The following is a 20,899-nucleotide window of genomic DNA, read 5'->3' as shown; positions in this document are numbered from 1 at the left end:
GGCGGGATATTAGCACAGGCTGCGCGCCAGCCAGATTACAGCCGGCGCCACGCCTTCGGAGGAGCCGGGGCACAGGCGCCCCGGAGGTGTATCAGGTGATGTCAGCCTTGGTCGATTCATCCAGGCCCATGGCGTGCAGCCGCGCGTAGTAGCCATTTTCGGCGAGCAGTTGCGCGTGGGTGCCGCGCTCGACGATACGCCCCTGATCCATGACCAGAATCAGATCGGCCTTTTCGATGGTCGACAACCGGTGCGCGATCACCAGCGTGGTACGGCCCTTCATCACCTGGTCCAGGGCCGCCTGGATGTGCCGCTCGGACTCGGTATCCAGGGCCGAGGTCGCTTCGTCGAGAATCAGCAGCGGCGCGTTCTTCAGCAAGGCCCGGGCAATCGCCAGGCGCTGGCGCTGGCCCCCGGAGAGCAGGACACCGTTCTCGCCCACCTGAGTGTCGAAGCCTTGCGGGAGCTGGTCGACGAAGTCCTTGGCGTAGGCGGCAGCCGCGGCGGCTTCGATGTCGGCGCGCGGGGCGCCGGCCAGGTCGCCGTAGGCAATGTTGTTGGCCACTGTGTCGCTGAACAGCGTGACATGCTGGGTCACCTGGGCAATGTGCCGGCGCAGGTTGAGCAGGCGGAAATCCTCGACCTCGACGCCGTCGAGCAGAATCTCGCCATGGCTGTGGTGATAGAAGCGCGGAATCAGGCTGGCGAGCGTCGATTTGCCGCTGCCCGAGCGCCCCACCAGGGCCACCATCTGGCCAGGCTCGGCGGCGAAGCTGATGTCGTCCAGTACCCGGCGATCGGTGCCCGGATAGGTGAAACTGAGGTTGCGCACCTCCAGGCGGCCAGTGACCACGTCACGCTCGACGGTGCCCTTGTCCAGTTCCGGCTCGACATCCAGTTGCTCGAAGATGCTTTCAGCGCCGGCCACGCCCTTCTGGATGGTCGAACTGACTTCCGAAAGCTGGCGGATCGGCTTGGGCAGCAGGCCCGCCAGGGTGATGTACGCAACCATGTCGCCGGCAGAGGCATCGCCGCGCAGGAACAGCACGAGGAACATCAGGATCGCCATGGCGGTGTAAATGACCAGTTGCAGCAGCGGCGTGTAGATGGCGCCAGTGCGGGTCATGCGCAGTTGCTTGTCGGTGTTGCTCTGGCTGGCGTTCAGGAAGCGCTGCTGCTCGTAGGTTTCACCGCCGAAGCTGCGCACGACGCGGTAGCCCTGGATGGTCTCGGACGCCACATGGGTCACGTCGCCCATCGCCACCTGGATTTTCTTGCTCTGTTTGCGGAATTTCTTGCTGGCGCGACTGACCATGAAGGCGATCAGCGGCAGGATGGCAATCATCACCAGGGTCAGCCGCCAGTTCATCAGCAGCAGCGAGCCGAACAGGAAGACAACGGTCATGCCCTCGCGAATGACCACCTTGATGGCATCGGTGGCGGCACCGGTCACCATGGTGACGTTGAAGGTGATGCGGGAAATCAGGTGGCCGGAGTTGTTCTGGTCGAAATAGCGGTTGGGCAGGGTCAGCAGGTTGTTGAACAGTTGCACCCGCAGGTCGTGCACCAGGCCGAGCGAAACCTTGGCCAGGAAGTAGTTGCCGAGGAACGAACCCAGCCCCTGCCAGGCGGCGATCAGGATGATCAGCAGCGGCACCGCCTGCAGCAATTGCAGGTCGCGCAGGTAGGGAACGGTCGGGAACAGCACGGCTTCAGGGTTGGACAAGCCGTCCACGAAATACTTGAGGATGTAACCCAACATCGGCTGAGTCGAGGCGAAGATCAGGAAGCCGACGATACTCAGCAGGAAAAGGCCGACATAGGGCCGTACGTAGCCAAGCAGACGGAAGTAGATCTTCATGCTCGAAGGGCTGGCGGAGCCACTGGAGTCGGTCATATCACGCAAAGGACTGAAAATAGGGGTGCTGACTTTAGCACAGCTTGCCTGTGAAGTCGGTCACCCCCCTTGCGCCCAAGGTTCCCGCACCATGGGCTCTTCACCTGAGGTAACATGGTCGGCTTTCCCCCCGGACAACAGCCCTACTATGCACCTGAGTAGCCTCAATACCGGCGCCAATCGTCTGTTCGACTTCATCTGCCTGTGGGTCTTGCCGGTCGGTTTCTTTCTGCTGCTGAGTTCGCTCTTCTTCCTGCCTGACCGAAGCCTGCATCACAAGCTGTTCTACAGTCTCTTCAGTATTCCGACCCTGCTGGCGCTGATCCTGCGGCCTGGGGAGCTCAAGCCGATCCTGCGCGAGCCGATTGTCGTGCTGTTCGCCCTGTTCGCCGGGTACGCCATCGTGACCCTGATGTGGTCACCCAGCGACAGCGGCACCAGCAGCCTGGTCAAGCGGCCGTTGCATACCCTGATGCTCTTCCTGGGCACCTGCCTGATGCTGCGCCACCGCATCGAGGCCGTGAAGCCGTTGCTGCTGGGCGCGGCGCTGCTGGCATTGCTGGCGTCGGCCCGCGACCTTGGCACCTTCCTGCTGACATCCACGGAGCAGAGCAATCGCCTGATCGGTGCTGGCGCGCTGGACAACCCGCTTCTGAGCTCCCATCTGTTCGGTTTCTTCAGCGTCTACTGGATGTGCATGCTGGTGAGCAGCAAAAGCCTGCGTACCTCGTCGCTGTACCTGGCCGCCTTTACCGTCATGTTCTGCACGGTCCTGGCCACCGGTTCCAGAACTCCCCTGGTCGCCATGACGCTGGCCGCAGCCTGGATCGCCCTGCTCTGCTGGAGCCGGCGCTCGATTGTCCTGCTGGTCAGCGGGGCGCTGGTCGGCGTCGCCTTGCTGGTCTTCATGCCCGAAATGATCATCGGCCGGGGCGATTCGCATCGCTTCGAAATCTGGCACCTGAGCTGGAACCTGTTCCTCGAACACCCCTGGCTCGGCCACGGTTACGACGCCCCGATGAGCCTGGATGTGGGCTTGGGCGTGGCCTTCAGCGAACCGCACAACTTCGCCCTGGGCGTTCTCTACAACGTCGGGGTCCTGGGACTGCTGCCATGGCTGGGGATGCTCGGTGTCGGCCTTTACAGCGGCTGGAAGCATCGCACACAACCCCTGCTGGTACTTGCCTCGGCGCTGCTGCTGTTCGGCATCGGCGCAGGCCTGACCGAAGGCGGCGGCATCCTGTCCCGACCCAAGGAGCACTGGTTCCTGCTGTGGATTCCGCTGGCGCTGATTGCCGCCCTCAACGTGGCGCTGAAAAGCGGTCGTCTGTCGCCGGCTCCGCTGCACAAGGTGACGGCCAACGATGCCGACGCATTGGTCCGGGGCGCTCAGGTCATCGAGGAAGACGGCCTGGGACCGAAGGTCCTGCGGCTGTGCGATGGCAGCTTCCTCAAGCTGTTTCGCCGTCGTCGCTGGCTGACCTCGGAAAGCCTGAATCCCTATTCGGAGCGTTTTGCCAGAAATAGCCATCAACTGGCCATTCAGGGCATCCCGACGCCGCCGGTGCTGGAGGTGCTCGCCTATCCCGACGGCAGCCGCGGGGTTCGCTACCAGCCGCTTGCAGGACGCACCCTGCGCCAGGTCCTGGCCTCGACCAGCAGCCGGGAAGAACGGCGGATGCTCTGCCAGCGCCTGGGATGCTTCATCGGACAACTGCACCAGCAAGGTGTGTATTTCCGCTCGTTGCACCTCGGCAACGTGCTGGTCCTGGAAAACGGCGCGTTCGGCCTGATCGACCTGGCGGACATGCGCATCCTGCCGTCCCCTCTGTCCTCGGGGCTGCGCCAGCGCAACCTGCGACACATGCAACGCTATACCGAAGATCGTCAATGGCTGTTCGAAGAAAACATCGACGCGCTGCTCAACGGCTATGCACAGTCGGTAACGGACAAGGCTGCGGAACACCTCCAGCGGCACCTGCAAAACACAGCTCGGAAGCTACAGTGAAATGACCGTTCTAGCCCCACTGCTTTCAATCCTTGCCTACGTGCTGGCACTGGCCACTGCCGGCCTCCTGCTGCGCTGGCACGCCGTCGCCCGCCATCTGGAACCCGTGGCAGGTCGCTGGGCAAGTATCGACGGCCTGCGTGGCTATCTGGCGTTCGGCGTCTTCATTCACCATGCCGCCATTGCCTGGCACTTCCACCAGAGCGGGCAGATCGGCATGCCTCCAGAGCGCTTCTTCGCTCAGATTGGCCAGGTCGGCGTCGCGCTGTTTTTCATGATCACCGGTTTCCTGTTCTGGGACCGCCTGCTCAAGCAACAGCAGTCGTTCGACTGGCGCGGGTTCGCGATTTCCCGCGTGTTCCGCCTCTACCCACTGTACCTGCCACTGCTGCTGGCGGTGACCCTGACCGCGTTCTACCTGCAAGACTGGGCCGCGCAAGACTCCCCAATGCAACTTCTCAAGCAGTGGTTGCTGTGGCTGACCTTCAACCGTCCCGATATCAACCAGGTCAGCGGCACGGGTAACCTCATCTCGAACGTCACCTGGACACTGACCTACGAGGTCTATTTCTACCTCGCCCTGCCATTGCTGGGGATGATCTTCATTTATCGCGGCAGCCATGCAAGGACCGTCGCCTGCCTGGTCGGCCTGTACCTGCTGGCCCAGATCGTCGGGTGGGAACACGCACTGAAGAAGAAGTACCTGCTGAGCTTTGCCGGCGGCATCGCCGCCGCCTACTGGGTTCGCAAGCCGGCCCTGGTCGACTGGGGAAAAAGCCGCTCAGGCGCTATCGTCGCCACGGCATTGCTGCTGGTGGTACTGATGCTGTCGAAGAAGACGTTCGCGTTTTTCCCGCTGCTGCTGCTGAGCGTGTTCTTCTTCGTCGTGGTTTCGGGCAACGACCTGTTTGGCGCCCTCAGGCTGCGCAGTGCCCGCTGGATGGGTGAAATCAGCTACAGCACGTACCTGCTGCACGGTTTCCTGCTGTGGTGGGCGGCTTATCACATCTATCCGCAACTGGGTTTTGCCGTCGATGACCCGTTGCCCTTCCTCGCCGTGCTGGCCCTGAGCAGTGTGGCGCTGGTGCTGGTCAGCAGCGTGACCTTCCTGCTCCTGGAAAAACCAGGGATCCGCCTGGGCAAGCAACTGAGCCAACGCCGCAGGCGCGAGCACGAACGCCCCGCCTCGGCCAAAGAAGCCTGACGCCGTTCAGCGTTGCCGGGCGTAGGCGAGAAAGGCCTCGATGTCATCGGAGCACAGCTTCTCGACTGCGCCGCGCACCTCAGCCTCGGGCCAGGTCCACCAGGCAGTCTGGAGCAGCTCGGCGCGCACTTCCTCGGGGAAGCGCCAACGGATGAACGTCGCCGGGTTTCCGCCAACCACGGCATAAGGCGGAACATCGCGCGTGACCAGGGCGCCAGCCGCCACGACGGCGCCGTGACCGACGGTCACCCCCGAAAGGATGCTGCTGTTGGTACACAACCAGACATCGCTGCCGATGACCACGTCGCCCCGAGTGCCGTTGTATCCGCTGATATGCGCGGCTTCCCCGAGAAACGCCGGAAAGGGAAAGGTCGTCACCCAGTCCGCCCGGTGATGCCCGCCAAGAAAGATCTGGACGCCCTCGGCAATGGAGCAGTAGGCGCCGATCTTCAGCGTGGAACCTTCCTGCCAGTCATGCACCTCGGGAAGCCCGTAGCTGCCGATGCCGAACTCGTACTGTGGATAACGCGCCTTGAACCGGGCGCGCCCGCGCTCGATGCGCGGCAGCTTGCGGATGGCGCGCTTGGCGCGCTTTTCCAGAAACCGTGCGATCCAGCCCATGGCTATCAGCCCTTTTCCAGTGGAGAGAAGAACAAGCGCCCCAGGCCACGCCAGGTCTTCTTGTTGAACGCACGTAGCGGAATCTGTGCCAACAGCTCACGAGCCAGCTTGCGGTCACGGTTCGCCACCTTCAGGAACATGGAGTTCAAGGCCTTGAACTTCACCTCCTCGTAGGCAGGGTGATCGCTGAACAGCGCGTAGATCCGCAGAATGCTCTCGATCATGAAGCGGCTGTTCTTGTACGAGTTGGTTGCATGCTTGCGGTAGCGCGCCATGAGCACCGGCAGGCCATCGATGACGTAACCGGCGTGGGTGATCTTCAACTCGATGTAGAGGTCCTCGAGACGGATACTCGGGTCGAAGCCGCCGACCTTCTCCAGCGCTTCACGACGAAACAGCAGGGTGGGTGCCGGCGGGTAAGGCTTGCGTTCGAGGAACATGTCCTCGAAATCCAGCCGGCGGAACGGAATATCGCGGCGCTGGCGCTTTTCCGGGAACAACTGGCCCTGGGAATCGATCAGCTCGATGTTGCCGGCGCAGATGCCGACCTCCGGCTTGTCGGCCATATGGGCAACCTGAATGGCGATACGGTCCGGCATCATGATGTCGTCCGAACCGAAGGTTGCCACCAGCGATCCAGTGGAGCGGGCAATGCCGTCATTGAGCGTGCGGGTCAGCCCCTGGTTCTGCTGCACGCGGAAATCGAAGCCGTGAACCGCCTGCAGGCGCTGGATGCGCTCGACGCTGTCGTCGGTGGAACCATCGTCGATCACCAGCAATTCGATGTTCGGATAGGTCTGGCCGAGCACACTGAGGATGCTCTCTTCGATATAGGGGCCATGGTTGTAGGAAGCGATGATGACGCTTACCAGAGGTTGTGCCTGCGTCATACCGACTCCTTCTGCGCCTTGGCCAGGCCCGACTCGATCAGCTCCAGGTAAGCCTGACGGAAGTCGTCGATATCGTGGTGGGCCTGGAGGTACTGGTACGTCTGCTCGCCCTTGGCGCGCAGCGCCTGGTCATCCAGCCCCAGGTAGCTGTCCAGCGCTCGGGTGAGCTGATCGACATTGGCCGGCTCCACCGCCAGGCCGCCGGCGCCCTCGATCAGCGGCAGCATGGCCGGAACGCTGGAGGCGATCACCGGCAAGCGGCCGCTCATGCCCTCCAGCAACGCCAGGCCAAGGCCTTCGGCCAGCGAAGGCATGGCCCAGATATCGAAGGCGCGGACGTACTGCAGGGCATTTTCCTTGAAGCCCAGCAAGTGGGCACGATCCCTCAGCCCCAATTGGTCGATCTCGTTTTGCAGGTTCTGCTGCTCGCGACCGGCACCAATGATCACCAACTGAGCCTGGGGGTATTTGTCCTTGAGTGCAGCGAACGCCTTGATCAGGTGAGTGTGGCCCTTGACCGGCACCAGCCGCCCCAACGCGCCGACCAGACGGGCACCCGGCGAAAGGCCGAGCAATTCACGGGCTTTTTCCCGCGAATGCTGCAGCGACTCGGCCTGCGGAATATCGATGGCATTGGTGATCGCGTGGGTATTCTGCTCGGTGAAACCGCAGTTGCAATCGATCAGGTACTGCTTCACCGCAGGCGATACCCCGACGAACTGCCAATGACTGTCCACGAGGCGTTCGGTCTGGCGCCGCCGGTAGAAACGGTCGTACTCGCCAAAGCCATGGGAAATGCCGATGCACAGCGGGATCTTCAGCCAGCGGTTGAGCTGCAGCATCATGTTGACCGGCTTGAAGCGGTTGCAGATCACCACGTCAAAGCCTTCCTTGCGACAGAAGCGGTACAGCTTCCACAAGGCCAGCAAGCGCATGCCCTTGAGCGCCTTGTCGCTGAACTCGAAGTACACCGAGCGATCGGAGCGGCTGGCCGGCTCGTCCGGTCCGGGCTTGCCCTTGAGGAACGCCATGGTGGTCTCGAAACGCTCGGGCGGCAGGGCCTTGACGATCTGTTCGGCCAGGTCGGCGAAGTCATGACGCTTGATGTTGTAGTCCGGTTGCAATTGCAGGACTTTGTACCGTCGCTTCATAGGGCTCCCTGATGAAAACCGGTTTCGTCGATGATCCAGCTCGACGTTTTCGCCAGCTCGCGGACAGCGGCGGGATCCGGCGTGGGCAGTGCTGCCCACTCATTGCGCTTCCAGCAGACGAAGTGGAAATACGGGAAGGTGCGCTCACCATCGCGGTCGTTGCTCAGGCGTCCGTCGCGCCAGAGCCAGTGCACCGGAAAATCATCCGTGCCGTCATGCCACTTGATGACCCCGCCCGGCGTACTGAAGGCCTCGGTGAACTCGCTGCGACGGCGCAACGGGTTGAACTTGCCCACCAGATTGAACAACGGCTTGGGGAAGTTCTTGCGCCAGAGGAACAGACGGCTGAACGCCCCCTCGTCGATTGCATGGTGCTTCTGGTCGGTAAAACGTCCGCGCCAGTCCTTGATCTGCTTGAACAGTTCAAGCTGGCTGTTGGTGGTACGCATCAGGCACAGGTGCCCGGCAACCCGGCGCTCGTGGGTGGAGAACAGATCGTTGCGCGCCAGACGCTCGGCGGTGAAATAGGCACGCAGGTCGCCATAGATCAGGTCGATGTCGCCAAAGGCCCAGAAATCGTAGCCCTGCAGGCGGTCCGCATGGATGTAACCCAACGCTGGCTTGATATCGCACAACTTGTAGGCATGAGCCGGCGCGAAGTCGATCTCGAGACGAGACGACACCAGTTGGCAATATTCCACGTAACTGATCGGTTCGACCCGCACGTTGGGCGGCAGGTTGTCCGGAATGCCGCAATCGCTGAACAACAGCCAGTCGATATCGGCGTTGCGCCGGCAGCTTTCAAGGAAGAACGGCATCCAGAAAGGCCAACTGCCAAAATACGGGATGACGAAAAGAATCCGCGGAGTGGATTTGATCACTGGAAGCTCTCTTGATTGATTCGGGGTACGTCAGGTCCCCGTTTCTTTATTTTCGTTTCACGACCCACAGAAGCTCGTGTCGCCGCACAGCCTTGCGGAAAAATTCATTCTCACCGAACGGCGAAGGCCGACGCCCTGCCAGCACACGCTGCAACAGACGGCGTAGACGACGCTTGAACGGCGGCGCTGGCTGCAAGTCATGCATCATACCCAGCGCCATCGCTTTGTCGCACTGTTGCGCCTCGTCCAGCGGCAGACTGAAGGGCAACCACAGATCGTCGCCCTGGGTCACCGGCGGCAGCGCTACACCAGCGCCCGTGTCGCCCATGGGCCAACGGTCGTTGTCGTGCAGGTGATTGGCGTAACCGAGCAACACCTCTGGCTGCCAGTCCAGCCCCTGCAGCGCCTCCATCACCGCCTGCTGCGAACAGACATGGTCAGGGTGAGGGTCGAGCACCGGATGCGGCAGTACGATCACCTGGGGTTTTGCCTTGAGCAACACCCCGCGCAGATCGGCCAACAGATTGTTCCAGGTTGGAACACCATCGTCCCCCGGCAGCTCGAGACTGTTGAGTTGACGGAAGGGACGGGTATCGCAGGTGTCGGCTTCCCGGGAACCGACAGGCTGATCAGGTGCAGCCTGCATGGCCGGCAATTGCAGGCAGAAATAACCCAGTTGCACACACTGAGCCTCTGGCACACCGGCCCAGCGCGGCACCGCGATACTGTCCCAGGCCCGCAGCCGCCCTTTGAGACGGGCAGCGTCAGCAGGCGTCAGGCCCATGTCGCGATAATGCTCCGCCTCGATCTCGCCGGCGGTCAGGGTCACGATCCAGGTCTGCTCGGCCTGGCTGTACAGACCGTAGGCCGCCAGTTCTGCATCATCGGCATGGGGTGCGATGACCATCACCCGTTTCTGCCGATAGTCAGGATGGCGGATCACCCAGAGTCTTGGCTCCCCCGAGAGACGGCAGAATCGCCCGCGCAGGGTCAGACGGCCTGCGGCCAGCGCCTCGGCCATGGACCCGAGATTGAGATAGCGCAGGCCCTTGACCCCACGCTCGAACGTCTGCCGGTCATTGGCCTGGCCGTCGCCAAGCAGCACCGCCGGGTCGAGGAAGCGACCGAGCCAGCCACTGTTGAGCCGGACTTGGAGAATCAGGGTTTCGCTACCGTCCAGCGGCAAACCCTGGCCCAGTCGCAGGCAGCCGTCCTGCAGCCGCACCGGATGCTCGCAATCGTCAGGGAAGCGATAGCGGTAATCCTGGGCTGGCGAATAGAACAGGTGGTCGGCGAACCACGCCTCGTGCGCGATCCAGGCGAGAACGGCGAGCAGCGGTGGCAACCACCAGGCCACCAGCACACCCACGGCGATCAACACGGCCAGGCAGATCAGCAAGCCCAGCCGCTTGTTGCGGCGATGGCGCCTGAGCAACTGCTGCTTGCGATTCACACCTGAAACACCGGCACGGGGTTGCACCATCGGTCCTTGTACTCCCGATCGGAGCGACCGAAGGAGAAACGCAGCGGCTTGTTCACTGCCCGTGCGTCTTCCCAGGCGCTTTGCGTGTTGAGGAAGCTGAGCACGCTACCCGGGCTGAACTCGCGGGTCTGCGGATCGACGCCACCGTTGACGTACTCGACACTGATCCACTCCGGGGCTTCGACCCGGTAGACCAGTTGAATGGCGATCGGCGCGTCGTTGAGCAGTATCACCGAGCCGATCAACAGCGAGCGCAGACGCTCGATCGTCTCGGCCATGCGCTCGGCCCCCGTGGCGGCGAAGTTCCAGCGGCGCTGGAACAGGTCGCAATAGATGGCCGCGATTTCAGTGCTGTCGAACGACTGGAGCGGGCGCACCACGCCGCCTGCTTCTTCCAGCAAGCGCAGTTCACGCCGCTGGTTGTAGCGGAATTTCTTCGACAGATCTTCCGGGGCGCGAGCCATCGCCAGGGATTCGGCTTGTGGCTTGAGCAGACTGAAGCGCCCCTGGTTCAGCTCGGACAGATAACGTGCACTGTGACGCAAAGGGGCCTGGGCGTCGGCAGCCGCCGGCAGGATGATCTCGGCGTTACCCAGATCGAACAGGCCCTTCTTGCCCTGGCGCTTGAGCACATCCTTGGACAACGCCAGATGGCGTCCCCAGGCTGGCAAGGCTGCCTTGATCTCGCCGCCGTGTTCCCAGGCCAGGTAACGCACCGGGATATCGGCCATCGCGGCCAGTTGCGCAACCACCAGCGGGTGGGTCGCAACGCTGCCACCGAAGCGGTTCCAGGCCTGCTCGTAGGTGGACGCGTCGATCACGCTCCAGCCGCGCTCGCGCCAGCCTTGAAGTCGGTTGAGCATCACGCCTCCGCCGTCAGCGCAACGACCTGCGGCAGGCGCCAGAACACCTGGCGCACGGCCTCGTCGCAGAACCTTTCCCGCAGGCGCTCCAGCATCCGCGTGTGGCATTCCTGGCGCTGCATGTCATTCATTGCCGAGAGTACCTGCAAGGACCGCGCAAGCGCATTGGCGTCGCCCAGCGGGAACAACACGCCGACACCCTCCACCACCTCGGTTGCACCGCCGCAAGCGGTAGCGGTCACCGGCACACCCGCGACCATCGCCTCCAGCAGCACCATGCCGAACGGCTCGTGATCCGAGCTGAGCGCGAAGGCATCGAACGCCGCGAAGTAACGCCTGGCGTCGGGCACCTGACCGAGAAAGTCCACCTGATCGGCGACGCCCAACTCGGCGGCCAGCGCCTTGAGTTTGTCTGCCAGCCGGCCCTTGCCCAGGATCGCCAGTCGCGCACCCTGTGGCAGGCCCGGCAGCGCCTGGGCGAAGCCACGCAGGAGGGTCGCCTGGTCCTTGTCCGGGTGCAGGCGGCCGACGTTACCGACGATCCACGCCTGCGGGTCGAGCTTCAGGGCGCTACGGGCATCAGCGGCCGGAACCAGTGCGCCTTGCAGCGCCTCGACATCGATTCGGTTGTACAGCGTCTGGATGCGCTCGGCCGGCCATTTCGGCAGGCAGCGGCGCATGTCGTCGCGCACCGCGTCGGAGACGCCCAGCAGGCTCAGGCGCTTGCTGAACAGGTTGGCCAACAGCCGACGGCTGCCGCGCTTGTAATCGTCAAACGCGTGGTGCACGCCGATCACCGGCAAACGGGTAGCCAGCAGCGCGATATAGACGGGCTTGAAACGATGGGCGATGCAGAAACTGAACGCCCGCCCGGCAACGATCTTGCGCAATGCGCCGATCGCCCCCAGCTTCAGGCCACGAATGGCGCTGGAGCTGAATTCGAGAAAAATCACCTCGTCGCTTGCACAACCCGCCGCCACCGCTGGATCGGCCTTCCCGGTGAGAAATACCGTGGTGACCTTGTAATCAGTACCGGCGAACAGGCTGGCGTACTGACGGGCGCAATCGAGAAACGGCCCGTCGTAGCCATGGCAAAACTGCAGGACGCGCTTGTCAGTCGAGCGTGTCATAAGCTTTCGCGCCGTCCTTCACTACCAGGATGTCTTCCATGATCAGGTACTGGAGGTCCGAGCCGAAGAACATGTTCAGGGCATCGGTCGGCGAGCAGATCATCGGCTCACCGCGGCGGTTCAGCGAGGTGTTGAGAGACACGCCGTTGCCGGTCAGCGCTTCCAGCGCTTTCATCATGTCGTAGTAGCGCGGGTTGTATTCGCGCTTGAGCACCTGGGCACGGGACGTGCCGTCTTCGTGGACGACCTCCGGCACGCGGGTTTTCCACTCCTCTGCCACTTCGAAGGTGAAGGTCATGAACGGCGCAGGATGATCGACCTTGATCATCTGCGGGCCGACGGTGTCCAGCATGGAGGGGCAGAACGGCCTCCAGCGCTCGCGGAACTTGATCTGTTCATTGATGCGGTTGGCCACGCCCGGCACGCTCGGGCAGCCGATGATGGAGCGACCACCCAGGGCACGCGGACCGAACTCCATGCGGCCCTGGAACCAGGCCACCGGGTTGCCGTCGACCATGATCTGCGCGATACGCTCCGGCATGTCGTCGATCTTGCGCCACTTCGGTGCGCTCGGATGACGGGCGCAGGCGGCAATGACGTCTTCGTTGGAGTACGCCGGGCCGAGATAGACGTGTTCCATCTTCTCCACCGGCACGCCGCGGGCGTGGGAGACGTAGGCAGCCGCACCGACGGCGGTACCGGCATCGCCGGACGCCGGCTGGACGAACAGTTCCTTGAGGTCGGGACGGGCGATGATCTTCTGGTTCAGCTTGACGTTCAGCGCACAGCCGCCGGCGAAGGCCAGCTTGCCGGTTTCCTTGAGGATGTCGCCCAGGTAGTGGTCGATCATCTGCAGCGCCAGTTTCTCGAACAGCGCCTGCATGCTGGCCGCATAGTGGATGTACGGCTCGTCGGCGATATCGCCTTCACGCTTCGGACCCAGCCACTCGATCAGCTTCGGCGAGAAGTAGAAGCCCTTGCCCTTCTCTTTGTAGCGGCGCAGGCCGATGACGTTGGCGTACTCGGTATTGATCACCAGTTCGCCGTTCTCGAAGCTGGCCAGGCGGGAGAAGTCGTATTTGCTGGCATCACCGTAAGGCGCCATGCCCATGACCTTGAACTCGCCGTCGAGCATCTCGAAGCCGAGGAACTCGGTGATCGCACCGTACAGGCCGCCCAGCGAATCCGGATCGAAGAACTCCTTGATCTTGTGGATCTTGCCGTTCTCGCCATAGCCGAAGAAGGTGGTGGCGTACTCGCCCTTGCCGTCGATGCCGAGGATCGCGGTCTTTTCCTTGAAGCCCGAGCAGTGGTAGGCGCTGGACGCGTGGGCCAGGTGGTGCTCGACCGGCTCGATCTTGATCTTCTTCGGATCGAAGCCCAGTTGCTCCAGGCACCAGACGATCTTCTTGCGGTAGCGCTTGTAGCGACGGTTGCCCATCAGGATCGCGTCGAGGGCACGGTCCGGGGCATACCAGTAGCGCTTGGCGTAGTGCCAGCGAGCCTTGCCGAACAGGCTGATGGGCGCGAAAGGAATCGCCACCACATCGACGTCGGACGGCTTGATACCGGCTTGTTCCAGGCAGAACTTCGCCGATTCGTAGGGCATGCGGTTCTTTGCATGTTTGTCGCGCACGAAGCGCTCTTCTTCAGCGGCGGCAATCAGCTTGCCGTCGATGTACAGGGCCGCGGAAGGATCATGGCTAAGGGCGCCGGACAGGCCAAGAATCGTCAATGCCAAGGGTCTAGCCTCTTCAATCGGTAAAAATGCGCCCCGGCCTCATTGGGCGGGCGGCGGCGAAAGGGCGGGATTATAACGCAAAGCGGGCAGGCATTAGGAGGGGCGGTACTGTGACCGATCTTCATGGCCTCATCGCTGGCAAAGCCAGCTCCCACAAGGTCCGGAGGCGATCACGAATCCTGTGGGAGCCGGCGTTGCCGGCGATGAGACCCTGAAGAACAACAGAACCAGGATTTATTCAGCGATCAACCAATCCATCCGCCAGCTCCCGCCCGTCTGCCCCAGGCACTCGGCCAGCCAGGGCAGGAACTCGCGCAGCTCGTCCTCCAGGCCCCACGGCGGGTTGGCGATGGCCAGGCCCGAACCGTTCAGGCTCTGCGGCGTGTCCTGCGGATGCACGTACAGCTCGACCCGCAGCAGCTTGGGAGCACCCGTGCTGGTCAGGTCCTGATAGAAGCGCACCAGTTGCTTCTGGTCCTTGATTGGATACCAGATCGCCGCGACGGTCTGGCGCATGCGACCGATCGCCTCCTTCATGGCGGTGGTGCAGCGCTTGAGCTCGTCGGGCTTCTCGAACGGCGGATCGATCAGCATCACCGCGCGCTTTTCCTGGACCGGCAGCAGCGCTCGCGGGACATGCCAGCCTTCGCCCAGGTGCACCGCGACGCGCGGGTCCTTCTTCATGTTTTCCTTGAGCAGCGCACCGTCTTCCGGGTGCTTCTCGTTGAGCAGCACGCGGTCCTGCTGGCGCGCCAGACGCCTCGCCAGCTCCGGCGAGCCCGGGTAGTAACGCAGCTCGCCATCGGCATTGAGCCGGCGCACGATGCGCAGGTAATCCTCGGTGATCGCCGGCAGGTCGTCGCGCCCCCAGAGCCGGCCGATGCCTTCGATCCACTCGCCGGTGCGGGTCGCCTGGTCGCCCTGTAGGTCATACAGGCCGAGCCCGGCATGGGTATCGAGATAGGCGAAGGGCTGTTCCTTGCGCGACATCAGCGCAATCAGACGGGTCAGCACGATGTGCTTGAAGACGTCGGCGTGGTTGCCGGCGTGGAAGGCGTGACGATAGTTCATGGCAACTCCTGGGAGGGCCGGAAAGTTTACCCTGTCGCGCCCGCGACGTCAGGTTGCGCCCGCCGAAACGACAGCGGCCCGCACCTCGGGGAGGTGCGGGCCGCTTCAGACCACGTCAGCCTTATTTGTTGGCGTGGTAGTCCGCGTCAGCTTTCTCGAAGCGCGCAACCATGCTCGCCGAAGCGCTGCCCAGCTTGCTCACCAATACGATGGCGAGGGTGGCAAACAGGAAGCCCGGAATGATTTCGTACAGGCTGGTGCCCGAGTAGTTTTTCCACAGGATCACGGTCAGGGCACCGACCACGATACCGGCCAGCGCACCATAGCGGGTCATGCCTTTCCAGAGCACCGAGAGCAGCACCACCGGACCGAAGGCAGCACCGAAGCCAGCCCAGGCGTAGGCCACCAGGCCCAGCACGCGGTTTTCCGGGTTGGCAGCCAGGGCGATGGCGATCAGCGCAACCGCCAGGACCATCAGGCGACCGACCCAGACCAGCTCGTTCTGCGAAGCCTTCGGGCGCAGGAAGGTTTTGTAGAAGTCTTCGGTCAGGGCACTGGAGCAGACCAGCAACTGGCAACTCAGGGTGCTCATCACCGCCGCCAGGATGGCCGACAGCAGGACACCGGCGATCCATGGGTTGAACAGGAGCTTGGCCAGTTCGATGAATACGCGCTCGTGGTTTTCGGTCACAGGACCTGCCACTTCAGGATGCGCCGAGAAGTAGGCGATACCGAAGAAGCCCACGGCACAGGTACCGGCCAGGCACAGAATCATCCAGGTCATGGAAATGCGGCGGGCGTTGGCGATCGACTTCACCGAATCGGCAGCCATGAAACGCGCCAGGATATGCGGCTGGCCGAAGTAACCCAGGCCCCAGCCCATCAGCGAGATGATCCCGATGAAGCTGGCATTGCGGAACATGTTGAAGTTCTCGGGGTTCTGCATTTCGATGGCCAGGAAGGTGGTATTCACACCACCGGTGGCCAGCAGCACGAAGATCGGCGTCAGCAACAGGGCAAAGATCATCAGGCCGGCCTGCACCGTGTCGGTCCAGCTCACCGCCAGGAAACCACCGACGAAGGTGTAGGCGATAGTTGCGGCGGCACCGGCCCACAGAGCGGTCTCGTAGGACATGCCGAAGGTGCTTTCGAACAGGCGGGCACCTGCAACGATGCCGGAGGCGCAATAGATGGTGAAGAACACCAGGATCACGACAGCAGAAATGATCCGCAGCAGACCGCTATTGTCTTCGAAACGGCTGGCGAAGTAATCCGGCAGGGTCAGCGCATCACCGTTGTGCTCGGTCTGCACCCGCAGGCGGCCGGCGACGAACAACCAGTTGAGGTAGGCACCGACGGTCAGGCCGATGGCAATCCAGGCCTCCGACAGACCCGACATGTAGATGGCGCCCGGCAGGCCCATCAACAGCCAGCCACTCATGTCCGAAGCACCGGCAGAAAGCGCGGTTACCACGCTGCCGAGGCTGCGACCGCCGAGGATGTAGTCGGAAAGGTTCTTGGTGGAGCGATAGGCCATGAAGCCGATCAGCACCATTGCCGCGATATAGATCACGAAGGTGATCGTGATTGGGTTACTTGCAGTCATGTATTGCGCCCTGGCGTTTGTTTTTATGTAGCGACAGCCTCAGACGAGGTTGCACCCAGGCCGCGAATCCTATGCAACAACGCAAACGGGGTGCAACCGTTTTTACAAAAGCAGTTGCACCTCGTCGAAAAAACGCCACTACAACGCGTTTTTGCTCCTTTTTGGCGCAAGAACAGCCGTTTCAAGAACAAAACGCACCGTAAAAAGCCGTTTTGGTCGTGGGGTTTTCAGGCCTCGGACGGGTTGCACTTTTTTCATGAAAAAATTGGGTTGCACTAGGTTGCACCCGGAATTCCGCACAGCTACTCTTGGCGCCAGCTTAGCCACGACCCTGTGGCAATAATGAGGATAAGAAATGGCGACGACCACCCTTGGGGTCAAACTCGACGACCCGACCCGTGAGCGACTCAAAGCAGCTGCGCAGTCCATCGACCGCACGCCGCACTGGTTGATCAAGCAAGCGATCTTCAATTACCTGGAGAAGCTGGAGGGTGGTGCCACCCTGACCGAACTCAATGGTCAGGCCACGAACCTGGGCGACGATGCAGGCGATCTGCAGCCCGACCACAGTCACCAGTGCTTCCTCGAATTCGCCGAAAGCATCCTGCCGCAATCCGTACTGCGCGCCGCCATTACCTCCGCCTACCGCCGTCCGGAGCAGGAGGTGGTGCCGATGCTGCTGGAGCAGGCCCGCCTCCCCGCCGCCCAGGCCGAAGCCACCAACAAGCTGGCCGCCGGCATCGCCGAAAAACTGCGTAACCAGAAAAGCGCCAGCGGCCGTGCCGGCATCGTCCAGGGACTGCTGCAGGAATTCTCTCTGTCGTCCCAGGAAGGCGTCGCCCTGATGTGCCTGGCCGAAGCACTGCTGCGCATCCCCGACAAAGGCACCCGCGACGCTCTGATCCGCGACAAGATCAGCACCGGCAACTGGCAGCCGCACCTGGGCAATAGCCCGTCGCTGTTCGTCAACGCCGCCACCTGGGGCCTGCTGCTGACCGGCAAGCTGGTGTCGACCCACAATGAATCCGGCCTGACCTCGTCCCTCAGCCGCATCATCGGCAAGAGCGGCGAGCCGATGATCCGCAAGGGCGTCGACATGGCCATGCGCCTGATGGGCGAGCAGTTCGTCACCGGCGAAACCATCGCCGAGGCCCTGGCCAACGCCAGCAAGTTCGAGTCCAAGGGTTTCCGCTATTCCTACGACATGCTCGGTGAAGCCGCACTGACCGAGCACGATGCGCAGAAGTACCTGGCCTCCTACGAGCAGGCCATCCACTCCATCGGCAAGGCATCTCACGGTCGCGGCATCTATGAAGGCCCGGGCATCTCCATCAAGCTCTCCGCCCTGCACCCGCGCTACAGCCGCGCCCAGTACGAGCGCGTGATGGACGAGCTGTACCCGCGCCTGCTGTCGCTGACCCTGCTGGCCAAGCAGTACGACATCGGCCTGAACATCGACGCCGAAGAAGCCGACCGCCTGGAACTGTCCCTCGACCTGCTGGAGCGCCTGTGCTTCGAGCCGCAACTGACCGGCTGGAACGGTATCGGCTTCGTCATCCAGGCCTACCAGAAGCGCTGCCCTTATGTGATCGACTACGTCATCGACCTGGCCCGCCGCAGCCGCCACCGCCTGATGATCCGCCTGGTGAAGGGCGCCTACTGGGACAGCGAGATCAAGCGCGCCCAGATCGAAGGCCTGGAAGGCTATCCGGTGTACACCCGCAAGGTGTACACCGACGTGTCCTACATCGCCTGCGCCCGCAAGCTGCTGTCGGTACCGGAAGTCATCTACCCGCAGTTCGCCACCCACAACGCCCACACCCTGTCGGCCATCTACCACATCGCTGGTCAGAACTATTACCCAGGCCAGTACGAGTTCCAGTGCCTGCACGGCATGGGCGAGCCGCTTTACGAGCAGGTCGTGGGCAAGATTGCCGATGGCAAGCTGAACCGTCCGTGCCGCGTGTACGCCCCGGTCGGCACCCACGAAACCCTGCTGGCCTACCTGGTTCGCCGCCTGCTGGAAAACGGCGCCAACACCTCGTTTGTCAACCGTATCGCCGACCACTCGATCTCGATCCAGGAACTGGTCGCCGACCCGGTCGCCACCATCGAGCGCATGGCCACTCAGGAAGGCAGCGTCGGCCAGCCGCATCCGCGCATCCCGATGCCGCGCGACCTGTACGGCAGCGAGCGGGCCAACTCGGCTGGCATCGACATGGCCAACGAACACCGCCTGGCGTCGTTGTCCTGCGCCCTGCTGGCAACCGCTCACAACGACTGGAAGGCCGCGCCGATGCTCGGTTGCGCCGCCAGCCAGGAAGCCGCCGCACCGGTCCTGAACCCTGCTGACCACCGCGACGTGGTGGGTCATGTTCAGGAAGCCACCGTTGGCGACGTCGACAACGCCATCCAGTGCGCCCTGAATGCCGGACCGATCTGGCAAGCCACGCCGCCTGCCGAGCGCGCCGCGATCCTCGAACGCGCTGCCGACCTGATGGAAGCCGAGATCCAGCCACTGATGGGCCTGCTGGTCCGCGAAGCCGGCAAGACCTACGCCAACGCCATCGCCGAAGTCCGCGAAGCGGTCGACTTCCTGCGCTACTACGCCGTGCAGGCGCGCAACGATTTCAGCAACGACGCCCACCGCCCGCTGGGTCCGGTGGCCTGCATCAGCCCGTGGAACTTCCCGCTGGCGATCTTCAGCGGCCAGGTTGCCGCCGCCCTCGCCGCCGGCAACCCGGTCCTGGCCAAGCCGGCCGAGCAGACCCCGCTGGTCGCCGCCCAGGCCGTCCGCCTGCTGCTGGAAGCCGGCATTCCGGAAGGCGTGGTGCAACTGTTGCCAGGCCGCGGTGAAACCGTCGGCGCCCGCCTCGTGGGTGACGAGCGCGTCAAAGGCGTGATGTTCACCGGCTCCACCGAAGTCGCACGCCTGCTGCAGCGCAATGTCGCCGGTCGCCTGGATGCTCAGGGTCGCCCGATCCCGCTGATCGCCGAAACCGGCGGCCAGAACGCCATGATCGTCGACTCCTCGGCATTGACCGAGCAGGTGGTGATCGACGTGGTGTCCTCGGCCTTCGACAGTGCCGGCCAGCGTTGCTCGGCCCTGCGCGTACTGTGCCTGCAGGAAGATTCCGCCGACCGCGTCATCGAAATGCTCAAGGGTGCCATGGCCGAAAGCCGCCTGGGCAACCCGGAGCGCCTGTCCGTGGACATCGGCCCGGTGATCGACGCCGAAGCCAAGGCCGGCATCGAGAAGCACATCCAGGCCCTGCGCGACAAAGGTCGTTCGGTGTACCAGGTGGCCATCGCCGACGGCACCGAAACCAAGCGCGGCACCTTCGTCATGCCGACCCTGATCGAACTGGAAAGCCTCGACGAACTGCAACGCGAGATCTTCGGCCCGGTCCTGCACGTGGTGCGCTACAACCGCAAGAACCTCGACCAGCTCATCGAGCAGATCAATGCTTCCGGCTACGGCCTGACCCTGGGCGTGCATACCCGCATCGACGAGACCATCGCCAAGGTGATCGACAACGTCAATGCCGGTAACGTCTACGTCAACCGCAACATCGTCGGTGCCGTGGTCGGCGTACAGCCGTTCGGCGGCGAAGGCCTGTCGGGCACCGGCCCGAAAGCCGGCGGCCCGCTGTACCTGTACCGCCTGCTGTCGACTCGCCCGGCCGACGCCATCGAACAATCGTTCCAGCGCAGCGACGCCGGCAATGCCCCGGACAGCCGCCTGCGGGAAAACCTGCTCAAGCCGCTGGAAAGCTTCAAGGCCTGGGCTGCGAGCAGCCAACAGAACGAGCTGGCGCAACTGTGCGAACAGTTCGCCCGCCAGTCGCAAAGCGGCATTACCCGCCTGCTGGCCGGCCCGACCGGCGAGCGCAACAGCTACACCATCCTGCCGCGCGAGCACGTCCTGTGCCTGGCCGACAGCGAAGCCGACCTGCTGACCCAACTGGCCGCCGTACTGGCCGTGGGCAGCTCGGCGCTGGTGCTGGATGGCGAACCGGGCAAATCCCTGCGCGCCCGCCTGCCGAAGGACGTGCAGAGCCGCATCAAGCTGGTGGCGGACTGGAACAAGGACGACTTGGTATTCGACGCGGTCCTGCACCATGGTGACTCCGACCAGTTGCGCGGCATCTGCGAACAGGTCGCCAAGCGTCCCGGCGCGATCGTTGGCGTGCATGGCTTGTCGTCGGGCGAGACCAGCGTTGCGCTGGAGCGCCTGGTGATCGAACGGGCGTTGAGCGTGAACACCGCTGCGGCGGGGGGTAACGCAAGCCTGATGACGATCGGCTGATAGCAGCAGGGAAATGAAGCGGGGCGGGTTTTGCGGACTCCAGA

14 protein-coding genes are annotated in these 20,899 nt (G+C 63.1%); 3 read left to right on the top strand and 11 right to left on the bottom strand.

What is annotated here, in order from left to right; genetic code table 11:
- Window positions 1-91 precede the first annotated feature (91 nt).
- The gene (gene msbA, locus AC05QJ_RS03785; RefSeq protein WP_476745657.1) at window positions 92-1,897 is read right to left on the bottom strand and encodes a lipid A export permease/ATP-binding protein MsbA; all 1,806 of its coding nucleotides are present in this window, start codon (window positions 1,895-1,897) and stop codon (window positions 92-94) included.
- Window positions 1,898-2,045: 148 nt separating this feature from the next.
- Between msbA and AC05QJ_RS03780 the strand changes: the two genes are divergently transcribed.
- Window positions 2,046-3,905 (top strand): O-antigen ligase family protein, encoded by a 1,860-nt coding sequence (locus AC05QJ_RS03780; RefSeq protein WP_476745656.1) that lies wholly within the window; start codon window positions 2,046-2,048, stop codon window positions 3,903-3,905.
- Window position 3,906: 1 nt separating this feature from the next.
- The gene (locus tag AC05QJ_RS03775) at window positions 3,907-5,109 is read left to right on the top strand and encodes an acyltransferase family protein (protein WP_476745655.1); all 1,203 of its coding nucleotides are present in this window, start codon (window positions 3,907-3,909) and stop codon (window positions 5,107-5,109) included.
- Between the two features lie 6 nt (window positions 5,110-5,115).
- Here the strand turns inward: AC05QJ_RS03775 and AC05QJ_RS03770 are convergent, their stop codons facing one another.
- The 10 genes from AC05QJ_RS03770 to putP form a co-directional block, all read right to left on the bottom strand.
- Window positions 5,116-5,730 carry a CatB-related O-acetyltransferase gene (locus AC05QJ_RS03770; RefSeq protein ID WP_476745654.1) on the bottom strand — a complete coding sequence of 205 codons (615 nt, stop codon included), beginning with the start codon at window positions 5,728-5,730 and terminating at the stop codon, window positions 5,116-5,118.
- A gap of 5 nt (window positions 5,731-5,735) precedes the next feature.
- The gene (locus AC05QJ_RS03765) at window positions 5,736-6,620 is read right to left on the bottom strand and encodes a glycosyltransferase (RefSeq protein ID WP_476745653.1); all 885 of its coding nucleotides are present in this window, start codon (window positions 6,618-6,620) and stop codon (window positions 5,736-5,738) included.
- Window positions 6,617-7,771, bottom strand: a complete 1,155-nt coding sequence (locus tag AC05QJ_RS03760) for a glycosyltransferase (RefSeq protein ID WP_476745652.1) — start codon at window positions 7,769-7,771, stop codon at window positions 6,617-6,619. The genes AC05QJ_RS03765 and AC05QJ_RS03760 overlap by 4 nt, the downstream gene beginning before the upstream one ends.
- Complete coding sequence (locus AC05QJ_RS03755; RefSeq protein WP_476745651.1) at window positions 7,768-8,652, bottom strand: DUF6625 family protein; 885 nt, start codon at window positions 8,650-8,652, stop codon at window positions 7,768-7,770. The genes AC05QJ_RS03760 and AC05QJ_RS03755 overlap by 4 nt, the downstream gene beginning before the upstream one ends.
- A gap of 46 nt (window positions 8,653-8,698) precedes the next feature.
- A complete protein-coding gene (locus AC05QJ_RS03750; RefSeq protein WP_476745650.1) occupies window positions 8,699-10,135 on the bottom strand; it encodes a PIG-L deacetylase family protein in 1,437 nt (478 codons plus the stop codon).
- Window positions 10,102-10,998, bottom strand: a complete 897-nt coding sequence (locus AC05QJ_RS03745; RefSeq protein WP_476745649.1) for an antimicrobial resistance protein Mig-14 — start codon at window positions 10,996-10,998, stop codon at window positions 10,102-10,104. The genes AC05QJ_RS03750 and AC05QJ_RS03745 overlap by 34 nt, the downstream gene beginning before the upstream one ends.
- Window positions 10,998-12,128, bottom strand: coding sequence for a glycosyltransferase (locus tag AC05QJ_RS03740; RefSeq protein ID WP_476745648.1), 1,131 nt, complete (start codon window positions 12,126-12,128; stop codon window positions 10,998-11,000). Before AC05QJ_RS03740 ends, AC05QJ_RS03745 begins: the two co-directional genes overlap by 1 nt.
- Entirely contained in the window at window positions 12,112-13,869 is a 1,758-nt protein-coding gene (locus tag AC05QJ_RS03735) for a carbamoyltransferase family protein (RefSeq protein WP_476745647.1), read from the bottom strand. Before AC05QJ_RS03735 ends, AC05QJ_RS03740 begins: the two co-directional genes overlap by 17 nt.
- A gap of 234 nt (window positions 13,870-14,103) precedes the next feature.
- Window positions 14,104-14,940, bottom strand: coding sequence for a 23S rRNA (adenine(2030)-N(6))-methyltransferase RlmJ (locus AC05QJ_RS03730; protein ID WP_476745646.1), 837 nt, complete (start codon window positions 14,938-14,940; stop codon window positions 14,104-14,106).
- A gap of 121 nt (window positions 14,941-15,061) precedes the next feature.
- On the bottom strand, window positions 15,062-16,546 hold the full coding sequence (gene putP, locus AC05QJ_RS03725) for a sodium/proline symporter PutP (protein WP_476745645.1): 1,485 nt from the start codon (window positions 16,544-16,546) through the stop codon (window positions 15,062-15,064).
- A 355-nt stretch (window positions 16,547-16,901) separates the two neighbouring features.
- On the opposite strand from putP, the gene putA reads away from it, so the two are divergent.
- Window positions 16,902-20,855 (top strand): trifunctional transcriptional regulator/proline dehydrogenase/L-glutamate gamma-semialdehyde dehydrogenase, encoded by a 3,954-nt coding sequence (gene putA, locus AC05QJ_RS03720; protein WP_476745644.1) that lies wholly within the window; start codon window positions 16,902-16,904, stop codon window positions 20,853-20,855.
- The last annotated feature ends 44 nt before the right edge of the window (window positions 20,856-20,899 follow it).

The organism is Pseudomonas sp. TUM25319 (assembly GCF_056388475.1).
Note: the sequence above shows the minus strand (reverse complement) of the source record. Positions and strands in the feature narration are given on the sequence as shown.

Bases quoted from the DNA above. Each gene is read 5' to 3' on its own strand.
- AC05QJ_RS03740 (WP_476745648.1), bottom strand. From the start codon at position 12,128: ATGACACGCTCGACTGACAAGCGCGTCCTGCAGTTTTGCCATGGCTAC.
- AC05QJ_RS03730 (WP_476745646.1), bottom strand. From the start codon at position 14,940: ATGAACTATCGTCACGCCTTCCACGCCGGCAACCACGCCGACGTCTTC.
- AC05QJ_RS03765 (WP_476745653.1), bottom strand. From the start codon at position 6,620: ATGACGCAGGCACAACCTCTGGTAAGCGTCATCATCGCTTCCTACAAC.
- putP (WP_476745645.1), bottom strand. From the start codon at position 16,546: ATGACTGCAAGTAACCCAATCACGATCACCTTCGTGATCTATATCGCG.
- AC05QJ_RS03780 (WP_476745656.1), top strand. From the start codon at position 2,046: ATGCACCTGAGTAGCCTCAATACCGGCGCCAATCGTCTGTTCGACTTC.
- AC05QJ_RS03760 (WP_476745652.1), bottom strand. From the start codon at position 7,771: ATGAAGCGACGGTACAAAGTCCTGCAATTGCAACCGGACTACAACATC.
- putA (WP_476745644.1), top strand. From the start codon at position 16,902: ATGGCGACGACCACCCTTGGGGTCAAACTCGACGACCCGACCCGTGAG.
- AC05QJ_RS03750 (WP_476745650.1), bottom strand. From the start codon at position 10,135: ATGGTGCAACCCCGTGCCGGTGTTTCAGGTGTGAATCGCAAGCAGCAG.
- AC05QJ_RS03775 (WP_476745655.1), top strand. From the start codon at position 3,907: ATGACCGTTCTAGCCCCACTGCTTTCAATCCTTGCCTACGTGCTGGCA.
- AC05QJ_RS03745 (WP_476745649.1), bottom strand. From the start codon at position 10,998: ATGCTCAACCGACTTCAAGGCTGGCGCGAGCGCGGCTGGAGCGTGATC.
- msbA (WP_476745657.1), bottom strand. From the start codon at position 1,897: ATGACCGACTCCAGTGGCTCCGCCAGCCCTTCGAGCATGAAGATCTAC.
- AC05QJ_RS03770 (WP_476745654.1), bottom strand. From the start codon at position 5,730: ATGGGCTGGATCGCACGGTTTCTGGAAAAGCGCGCCAAGCGCGCCATC.